At 31.2% G+C, this 9390-nt stretch carries 9 protein-coding genes; 2 read left to right on the top strand and 7 right to left on the bottom strand.

Annotation, left to right across the window (positions count from 1 at the left end; genetic code table 11):
* The 4 genes from ACMOUI_RS04920 to rfaE2 form a co-directional block, all read right to left on the bottom strand.
* Positions 1 to 2546, bottom strand: a 2546-nt coding sequence (locus ACMOUI_RS04920; protein WP_418964623.1) for an FAD-dependent oxidoreductase, incomplete at its 3' end; no start/stop codon positions are given.
* Positions 2547 to 2562: 16 nt separating this feature from the next.
* Positions 2563 to 3234: a tRNA (adenosine(37)-N6)-threonylcarbamoyltransferase complex dimerization subunit type 1 TsaB gene (tsaB, locus tag ACMOUI_RS04915; protein ID WP_418964622.1), complete on the bottom strand. Its 672-nt coding sequence runs from the start codon at positions 3232 to 3234 to the stop codon at positions 2563 to 2565.
* A complete protein-coding gene (tsaE, locus tag ACMOUI_RS04910) occupies positions 3215 to 3691 on the bottom strand; it encodes a tRNA (adenosine(37)-N6)-threonylcarbamoyltransferase complex ATPase subunit type 1 TsaE (protein WP_418964621.1) in 477 nt (158 codons plus the stop codon). Before tsaE ends, tsaB begins: the two co-directional genes overlap by 20 nt.
* Positions 3692 to 3699: 8 nt before the next feature.
* Positions 3700 to 4161 carry a D-glycero-beta-D-manno-heptose 1-phosphate adenylyltransferase gene (rfaE2, locus tag ACMOUI_RS04905; protein ID WP_418964620.1) on the bottom strand — a complete coding sequence of 154 codons (462 nt, stop codon included), beginning with the start codon at positions 4159 to 4161 and terminating at the stop codon, positions 3700 to 3702.
* A gap of 119 nt (positions 4162 to 4280) precedes the next feature.
* Between rfaE2 and ruvC the strand changes: the two genes are divergently transcribed.
* Positions 4281 to 4856 carry a crossover junction endodeoxyribonuclease RuvC gene (ruvC, locus tag ACMOUI_RS04900; RefSeq protein WP_418964619.1) on the top strand — a complete coding sequence of 192 codons (576 nt, stop codon included), beginning with the start codon at positions 4281 to 4283 and terminating at the stop codon, positions 4854 to 4856.
* Positions 4857 to 4885: 29 nt separating this feature from the next.
* Here the strand turns inward: ruvC and ACMOUI_RS04895 are convergent, their stop codons facing one another.
* The gene (locus ACMOUI_RS04895; protein ID WP_418964618.1) at positions 4886 to 6076 is read right to left on the bottom strand and encodes a pyridoxal phosphate-dependent aminotransferase; all 1191 of its coding nucleotides are present in this window, start codon (positions 6074 to 6076) and stop codon (positions 4886 to 4888) included.
* Positions 6077 to 6207: 131 nt separating this feature from the next.
* Here ACMOUI_RS04895 and ACMOUI_RS04890 point away from each other — a divergent pair, with 131 nt between their 5' ends.
* Positions 6208 to 6750 carry a DUF308 domain-containing protein gene (locus tag ACMOUI_RS04890; protein WP_418964617.1) on the top strand — a complete coding sequence of 181 codons (543 nt, stop codon included), beginning with the start codon at positions 6208 to 6210 and terminating at the stop codon, positions 6748 to 6750.
* 11 nt (positions 6751 to 6761) lie between these two features.
* On the opposite strand, the gene ACMOUI_RS04885 is transcribed toward ACMOUI_RS04890, so the two are convergent.
* Together ACMOUI_RS04885 and ACMOUI_RS04880 are read right to left on the bottom strand one after the other, a co-directional pair.
* Entirely contained in the window at positions 6762 to 8255 is a 1494-nt protein-coding gene (locus ACMOUI_RS04885; protein ID WP_418964616.1) for a lipopolysaccharide biosynthesis protein, read from the bottom strand.
* Positions 8256 to 8263: 8 nt separating this feature from the next.
* Entirely contained in the window at positions 8264 to 9349 is a 1086-nt protein-coding gene (locus tag ACMOUI_RS04880) for a polysaccharide pyruvyl transferase family protein (RefSeq protein WP_418964615.1), read from the bottom strand.
* Positions 9350 to 9390 lie beyond the last annotated feature (41 nt).

Raw genomic sequence — 9390 nt, 5'->3', positions numbered from 1 at the left:
TCTTTTAATCCTTTAATTATTACAATACCTTTTTCTATATCTCCAATTAAAATTCCAGATGATAGTTCATTATTTTTAAAGTTCAATTTTTTATAGATTAAATCATCATAATCTCTTTCACAAATTGAATCTTGTGTTTCTAATACACCACCTGCAGAGAATATCTTAGTTCCCATTCCTTCAAAAGTTACAGGCTGTATCTTATCCTCATAGTTCTCATCTATTCCAGTTGCATTGAGCCCTGCAACCTTTCCCTGATCTGAAGATATCTGCCACAAACCAATTACATTTCCCTTGTACTCAGCTACATCTCCGCATGCATATATATCTTTTTTAGATGTTTCCATTCTTTCATTGACAACTATACCTCTATTGACAACTATACCAGCTTTCTCTGCCAACTCCTTATTCGGAATTATTCCTGAGCTGATTATAACTATATCTGCTTCTATAACCTCTCCGCTATCTAGGTGTATTCCCTCAACTTTTTCAGTTCCATCAAACTTTTCAGCTTTAGAGTTTTTATAAAGTTTTATATTGCTCTTATCAATACATGTTTCAAATATTTTTGAACCCTCTTCATCCAGTTGTCTTGGAAGTATTCTTTGCATCATTTCAATCACCGATACCTCCAGTCCAAGCTTTTGAAGTCCACATGCCGATTCCAGTCCTAAGACTCCTCCACCTATTACCACCGCTTTTTTCTTTCCTATACAGTAATTTCTAATAGCATCTACATCCTCTTTATTTCTAACAGTAAATATTCCCTCTAAATGAGAATTTCCAATGCTTGGAACCATAGCTCTTGCTCCAGTTGCAATAATAAGTTTATCATATGGTATCTGTTTACCTCTTTCAATCTCAATAACTTTTTTTCCAGGATCTATATTTTCAACAACTGTTTCCAATTGAATATTGATATTTTTCTCTTTATACCACTCTTCTGGTTTTACTAGGAATTTTTCCCTGGTGATATTTTCTCCAATCATCTCAGATAACAGTGTTCTATAGTATGGATACTCCTTTTCCTTAGATAAAATTACTATATTGGCTTTTTCATTTCTCTCTCTAACAGCTTGGGCTGTGGATAAAGCCGCTATTCCTCCACCTATTATAACTACATTTTCCTCAATATCTTTTCTTTCAACTTTTTTATCTATAGGTGATGGCACAAAATACTCTCTTCCAACTCCACATGCAGGACAAACTTCAGGTGGGTCAATCTGAATATATGACTCTCCACAAACACTACACGTCCATCTCATCAATTTTCTATCTGGATTCAAATTTTCCATAACTGTATCGACCACCTTTTCTGGAAGTGTTTTTAAACACATATGTTTTGCAAACTCTTTTCCAAACTCAAAAGCAGCATCTAAATCTTTTCTAGAAGCCCTAAAATTAACTTTCATTCCATCTATTACGTGCATTCTTAACTCTTTTAATCTGGATATTATATTTGGAACTGCCTCTCCACTCCAACCATAACTTCCAAAGGCTGAAACATATTTTCCACCGTGAACAATGGGGTTAAGAGATGTTAATAGATTCCAAATTACTGGTAGTGTATCTCCATTTATAGTACAACTTCCAAAAAGTATTCCATCTGCCCATTGAAACTCTCGTAAAATCTCTCCCTCTAACTTTCCAAAGTTATCTATATTCAAATCATAACTTTTTATCTCTATAGTTGAGTTATAATCTTTTATTCCCTTTTCAATCTCTTGAGCTATCTCCCTTGTATAACCATAAGCTGTTGCATATGGAATAATAACACTTTTAAACTCATTTGGATTTTTAACAGTGGACCAACTCTTATATGTTTCAATCATCTTATCTATATCAATATCCAAGACAGGTCCATGTCCAGGAAGAATCATATCTATTTTTAAGTCTTTAATCTTTTCAATCCCCTCTAACATATACTTTCTAAATGGAGAAAATATACACATATAGTAGTATCTCAATGCAACCATATAATCCTTATGTCTCTCACTTGGAACTTTTGATAATAAGATACCATCATAACTGAAATGTGAACCAAAAGAGTCGCATGTTACAAGATATTTATCCTCCTCTATATATGTGTACATTGAATCTGGCCAATGTAAAAAAGGTGCTGATATAAACCTTAAAGTTTTATTTCCTAGAGATAGGGTATCATCCTGTCCTACCACTATATGTGGAAAATCTTTGTTCAATATGCCTCTTAAAAATTCAATCGTGTTTTTAGATCCAACAACCTTTGCCTTAGGTGCTAAATCCAATAACTTTCCAACAGAGCCTGAGTGATCTGGTTCTGTATGATTTAATATAATATAATCGATTTTACTAATATCATCTAAACATGTTTTTAATCTCTCCAGAAACTCTTGAAACTTGTTCTCTTTTACAGTTTCAAAAACCGCTATTTTTTCACTTCCTTTAACTAAATAGGAGTTATACGTAGTTCCAAATTGAGTTTCCATAATCACATCAAAAACTTTTAGGTCTGGATTTAAAGCTCCTACCCAATAGATTCCATCTTTTAATTTAAAAGAGTTCATAAGCCCACCTCGATATTTATTTACCTTCTTTTTCTCTTTCAGCTTGAGATTTTGTTACATAATATGGTTCAAGAGTGAATAGGTTATCCTCTTTATCAACTGCAAGTTCAGCTAATAGAGATGCTCTAGATATATTTAAAGATTTTTTTATAAATAGACATCTATCTTTCAATCTTTCTTTTATTATATTTTCATAAGCTGTAGCTCCATCTCCAACAAATACTGTCTCTTCATCTACACTATTCAATATATTTTCTAACTCTTCAGCCATATACTCTCCCTCTAAGAAAAAGGCATCATTCTTTTTCTTATATACTCCAGAGAATACTCTTTCCTTCCTAGCATCTAACATTGCTATAACTTTTTTGTCACCACAATATGTATTTGCCAATAAATCAAGTTCATTTATCCCTGCAATTGGCTTTTTTAAGGCATACGCTAACCCTTTTGCCAATCCAACTCCTATTCTTATTCCTGTGAAAGAACCTGGCCCAATGCTCACTGCAATCTTATCTATCTCTTTTTTATCTATACCTGTCAAATTAAATAAGCTATCTATAGTTGTCATAGTTATCGCAGAGTGATTCTGTTTAACATTTAAAGTTATCTCACCTACAACACCTTTTTTATCATCAAATATAGCTACTGTTCCTATATTTGTAGATGTATCAATCGCTAAAATCAACATATTTTAACATCTCCTTCTCTTTTTCTTTATCTCCCACATACTCTAAATTAATGCTTCTAACATCCATATCCTCATTATCTAAAGCATATTCAAACTCTATCTTTATATATTTTTTAGGGAGCTCACTCTCGATTATATTTGCCCACTCAATTAAGGCAACTCCATCATTATTTATATAGTCCTCATAACCTATCTCATAGATCTCCTCTGGACTTCCCAATCTATATACATCAAAGTGGTAAAGAGGTAATCTTCCATCTAAATACTCTAAAACATAGTTAAATGTAGGACTTTTTAGGTTATCATCTATTCCAAAAGATTTTGCAAAAGTTTTACTAAAAGTTGTTTTACCAGTTCCCAAATCACCAATTAAAGCTACCACTGTATTTGGCGATACATAATCTGCCAATTTTTTAGCTAAAACATTAATTTCCTCAAATGTTAATATTTTTTTCACTATCTCACCTATCCCTGTATCTTATTCACTATATTCGTTGTAGATTTTCCCTCTACAAATCCCAGTATTCTTACTTCTCCACCATTTTTTTCAACAATTTTTGTCTCTGGTAGATCATCCTTAGTGTAATCTCCTCCCTTTACATGAATTGAGGGTTTTAATTCATCTAAAAGCTCACATGGTGTATCCTCTTCAAATATAACTGTATAGTCCACAGCTTTCAATCCACAAAGCATTTCAGCTCTATCTCTCTCTCCATTGATAGGTCTACTCTCACCTTTCAATCTTTTGACTGAAGCATCAGAGTTCACTCCAACCACAAGAATATCTCCCTGTCTTTTAGCTTCATTCAAATATGTTAAATGCCCTACATGTAAAATGTCAAAACATCCATTTGTAAAAACTACTTTTTTATTTTGTTTTTTTAACTCCTCTATTATTTGTGCTGCCATAGCTCTTTTTAAAATCATATATACTCTCCTGTTATACTAACTTTTTATGTTTTCTATTATACCACAATTTTTAAACTTATATACATCTCCTAGTTTTTTTTCTTATCTCATGTTACACTATTTTAGAGGTGATTTTTTTGAGAATTTTAGGTATTGACCCAGGTACTGCAATTGTTGGTTACTCTATTGTGGACTACAAAGAAAATAAAATTAATCTAATTAAATATGGATGTGTTTTCACTGATAAAAACCTTCCCATGGAGGATAGACTTTTGCAAATATTTAATGAACTTGAGGAGATTATCGACCTCTATTCACCACAGTTTATGGCTGTTGAGGAGTTGTTTTTCTTTAAGAATAATAAAACAGTTATCACTGTTGGACAAGCGAGAGGTGTTATTATATTAGCTGGTAAAAAGAATAACTTACAGATAGAGAGCTATACTCCACTTCAAGTTAAAATGGGTATTACAGGTTATGGTAAAGCCGATAAAAAACAGGTACAGTTAATGGTTCAAAAGATTTTAAAATTGGATGAAATTCCAAAACCCGATGATGCTGCCGATGCCATTGCCGTAGCTATTACACATATTAACTCTCTCACTAACTCCCTATATACACCTAAGGTGACCGCTTCCATAAAAGTTGAAAAAGAGATTAAAAGTAATAGAATGACCGCCAAAGAGTTTAGAGAACTTCTGTTAAAAAAATAAAAAAATGCTGGAAAAATTCCAGCATCTTTTTATTTACTATTATATTTTTTTAATCCTAGCTCTATTATCTTTATAGCTTTTTCTAATCTATCTAACTCTAAAGCATAAGATATTCTAATCTTATTTAGTCCTAATCTCTCATTTTGATAGAACCCTTTAGCTGGCGCTAACATCACTGTTGAGTTTTCATATGAAAATTCACCTAATAGCCACTTAGAAAAATCTGTGGCATCTTCAACAGGTAGTTGAACAATACAGTAAAATGCCCCTTCAGGTTTATTTAATACAACACCATCTATCTTTCTTAAACCCTCATATAGGAAATCTCTTCTTTCCATATATTTTCTATTTACAGCGTCATAGTAATCTTTACCCTTACATCTGTATAAAGCTTCTGCTCCAACCATATCCAGTGTTGAAATTGACAATCTAGATTGACATAATTTTAAAATATAACCCATAAACTCTTTATTTTTATTTAAAATAGTTCCAACTCTTGCACCACATGTAGAGAATCTCTTTGAGATAGAGTCTATAAGTATTATTCTCTCTAGATTATCCTCAAATGTTCCACAGCTCACAGTGTCTTTTCCGTCATAGATAAACTCTCTATAAACCTCATCACTTATTAAAAATAGATTTTTTTCCTTTGAGATTTCATTTAACATTAAAAGTTCATCTTTCGTATAAACTGATCCTGTTGGATTTCCAGGATTTGAAAACATTATTGCCCTCGTTTTATCAGTTATTAAATTTTCAATCACACTTTTTTCAGGTAACTTAAAATTCTCCTCAAATTTTGTAGGTATTCCCACAACTTTTATCCCTAACATAGCAAAAAAACTGTTATAGTTTGCATAGTATGGCTCTGGTATTAAAACCTCTTCTCCAGCGTTAAAAAGTGTCATCAATGTGAAAAGTAATGCTTCACTTCCTCCCGCTGTTATAAGAATCTCATCACTCTCATAACTCATTCCAAGGTTTTTGTAGTACTCTTTTATTGAATCGATTAACTCTCTTCTCCCCGATGAATCCGAATATGCTATTGTTCTCTCTCCAAAATTCTCTATTGCTTCGAAAAACTCTACTGGAGTTTCTAAATCTGGTTGACCTATATTTAAATGTATTATATCTACGCCAGCTTCCTTAGCCTTTTTTGAATATGGTATTAGCTCTCTCACCGGAGATGTTTTTAAATTTTGTATATTTTTTGAAAACATCTGCCCCTCCTAAAAAACTTTTTAATATTATATCAATCTCTAGCCTTTATGTGAAGTTTTTTTTTAATTGAACTGTTACTTAAACTTTGATATAATTCAATAACGAACTATTCTTTAAGGAGAAAATTAAAATGAAATTAAAATCTTTTTTCTTAACACTGGGAATCTTTTATGTTTTAATTGGTGCTATTGGAATTAGTAATATGGGGTTTTTTAATCAAAATATTGAATACATTTTAAGTACTGTTTTATTTTTAAATGGTATCTATCATGTTTTCTACTCCATGACCAATAGAAAAAGTCCTTATTTTCACTGGGGTCTTGTTTTAGCCGAGGGAATAATAGAGCTTATCTCTGTTGCCATTATTCTTTTAAACACTTTTACTAGCCAACTTTTTTTTACAAGCTATATTGGAGGTCTTCTTTGTTTAAAGGGTCTAATACTAATTTTAGGTAGAGATAACAAACTTACTTCATGGGAAAATACCAACACTAAAGTTAAAATTTTAGTTGTTATTAAGGGACTTTTACATTTCCTATTTGGATCTTTAATTATCGTGTTACCGCTTTTAACAGATAAAGCTGTATATGTAGTTTTTGGTTGGTATATACTATTTTTAGGTATCCATTTTTTAACAGAGGAATATATTACCAATAGAAAAAGTGATGTTTAAACATCACTTTTTTATTTTTTCCATATATATATTTGAGATTTTTCATAGTTATTTAAAGCCATAACCCATAATAATACCCCATACATAACTGTATAAATAGATGTTTTAATCAAGAAATTGAAGTAATTAACCTCACTTAGATAACTGTTTAAAACATATCCAAAAATCATTACAATACCTATTGGTATTGACATCTTTAAAATATTTTTCCAAAATTTAACCATATCCAATTTTACAGCGACCTTATAATAGATATTCATGACGATTATTTGTCCCAATATAAAAGAGATTCCAGTGGCTATGGCACATCCTATTGCTCCAACCCTCTTTACAAAAATAACACTTAAAACCAGATTTAGAATAGCTATTATAAAATAAACTACCGATCTAAACTGATGCATATTCTTAGCTTGCATTATACTTACTCCTGTGCTTTGAATCAATGGCACTGTTAGAGGAATCATTATCCATAAGGCTATATTATATGCCTCTATATAATCTTTTCCGACCCATAGAGTTATAAAATCCCTTCCAAACAGTATAAAGCCAGAGGATATCAATCCCAAGAGTATATATTGTAATCTTCCTATTTTTAAGAACATCTCATCCACTTCACTGTGTCTATCCTCTGCTATTAAACGATTTATTCTTGGAAACAAAACCCCTGAAACTGCTGATGCAAACCCCATATATAGAGTGTTAAAAATAGCACCTACAGAGTAGATAGCAATACCTTGAACTCCCACATATTTTCCAATAATAACTCTATCTGTTCCCCAGTATATCTGGTCGATTAAAACATTTAAAAATATAAAGAAAGAGTAGAGAAATATCTCTTTTAAAATACTATTATTAAATTTTGAAAACTTTATTTTCATTCCTAATTTAAAAGCATACACTATATCAAATAGATAGGAGATAAACGCAAAGAAAACTGTTGAAACAGTCACAGCTATTAGACCAAATCCATTTATCATTAACAGTGCTCCAGCAATTGGATTCAATATTATTGTTAGAAGTTTTATCCCCCTTTGGTATATAAACTTCTCCTTAGATGTTATATTAGTTGAAAAAACTCCCATTGGAAAAGAGATTACCACATTTAAAGCCAATATTAAAAATACTGCTTTTGTTTTTTTTAGCTCCTCAAAAGTAAATCTTTCTCCAAAAAACTCTCCTATATTCATATATATATATACGCCTATGATAAAAGCTATTGCCATTAAAATTGAGAAAATAACTAAAAACATCCCATTTAAAGAGTTTTCCTCCTCTATTCTACCCTCAGCTCTATACCTTGTAGTGTATCTTAACATAGTATTTCCAAGCCCTAAGTTTAAAATAGAAATATAACCCATTATAGACTGAACCAATGAGTTTATACCATAATCTCCCGGCCCTAAATATCTCATATATAAAGGCGTATAAACTATTTGAATAATTGAACTTACAACTATTGTCAACATTGAAAGAACTGTTCCTATTTTTAACTCATTTCTACTCATATTCACCTCTAGCTCTTTAAAAACTCATCTAATTTTAAAAAGTGTCTCTCTCCATCTTGAGCAGCTCTTAAAATTGTATTAACAGATAAAGCCTCATTCTCAGTGAATTTTTCATAATTCAGCCCTTGAAGATTTTCTAGAGATACAAAATTTTGTTTAAACTCTAAATCCTCTAAAACATTTGTCATCTTTTTACTATAAGCTATTGGAAATACTGGTTTTCCAAGAACAAATCCCAGTATCATTGCATGGAATCTTGTAGCTACAACACTGTCAGCTCTGCTAAGTACCTCTAAAGCCTCACTCATATCTCCTCTGTAAAAATACTTACTTATATATTTATGTTGCTCATTTGGTATCATATTCAGTAATCTATTTATAGCTTCCTCATCCCTTTCACCTTGACAAAAAGACATAAATTTCACTTTTTTTCCACCTTTTATAATATCCAATGTCAACGCTTTTAATCTGTTGAAGTACTCTGATTCTATTCCATTAAACCCTGGTCTTGCTGAAGGTAAAATTATTGAGAATACGACATAATCCTCACTTTCAACTGCGTTTTGTTTTAAACTAAATACAATATCCTTTCCAAACCTCACATTTTCAAGGTCATTGAATAGTTCATAGGAATATCTCTCTCTAAAACATACATCCTTACATTTTTTAAAAAACTCATGATACATATTTTTAAAAGTTTCATTTTTATAAGGTCCAAAGTTTGCTCCCAAAACAAAATAGTTCTTTCCTAACTCTAAGTTTCTCTCTCTAACTTTAAAGTCCTCTTTTGAAAAATCATTTTCTATAAAAATTGATCCTCCTATATTGACAACACCATCTAGCTCTTTCACCTTTAAATCCTCTAATATATTTGAAATTCCAAATTTTCTTCCCAGACGAAACAATATTTTTTTAGCAAAAGTGTCATTGTATAAAATTTTTAAATTATTGCTCTCTATCCCCTTTAAATTTTCATATTCAGGAGTTGCAAAAAGATAAAACTCTGTATCTTTATATCTTTCACAAAGCATTTTTATAAAAAGATCATCTCCTAAATTTAGTTGTGCATATGCCTTTATTAATATTTTTTTCACTATCCCTCACCCTATTTTCTTGTTAACATTTTTTTTAGTTG

This window comes from Cetobacterium sp. (assembly GCF_048470075.1).
In the GTDB taxonomy this organism is placed as follows: Bacteria; Fusobacteriota; Fusobacteriia; order Fusobacteriales; family Fusobacteriaceae; genus Cetobacterium_A.
Note: the sequence above shows the minus strand (reverse complement) of the source record. Positions and strands in the feature narration are given on the sequence as shown.

Excerpts from the sequence above, each read along its gene's own strand:
- tsaB (WP_418964622.1), bottom strand. The coding sequence starts at position 3,234 with ATGTTGATTTTAGCGATTGATACATCTACAAATATAGGAACAGTAGCT.
- rfaE2 (WP_418964620.1), bottom strand. The coding sequence starts at position 4,161 with ATGATTTTAAAAAGAGCTATGGCAGCACAAATAATAGAGGAGTTAAAA.
- ACMOUI_RS04895 (WP_418964618.1), bottom strand. The coding sequence starts at position 6,076 with ATGTTTTCAAAAAATATACAAAATTTAAAAACATCTCCGGTGAGAGAG.
- ACMOUI_RS04890 (WP_418964617.1), top strand. The coding sequence starts at position 6,208 with ATGAAATTAAAATCTTTTTTCTTAACACTGGGAATCTTTTATGTTTTA.
- ACMOUI_RS04885 (WP_418964616.1), bottom strand. The coding sequence starts at position 8,255 with ATGAGTAGAAATGAGTTAAAAATAGGAACAGTTCTTTCAATGTTGACA.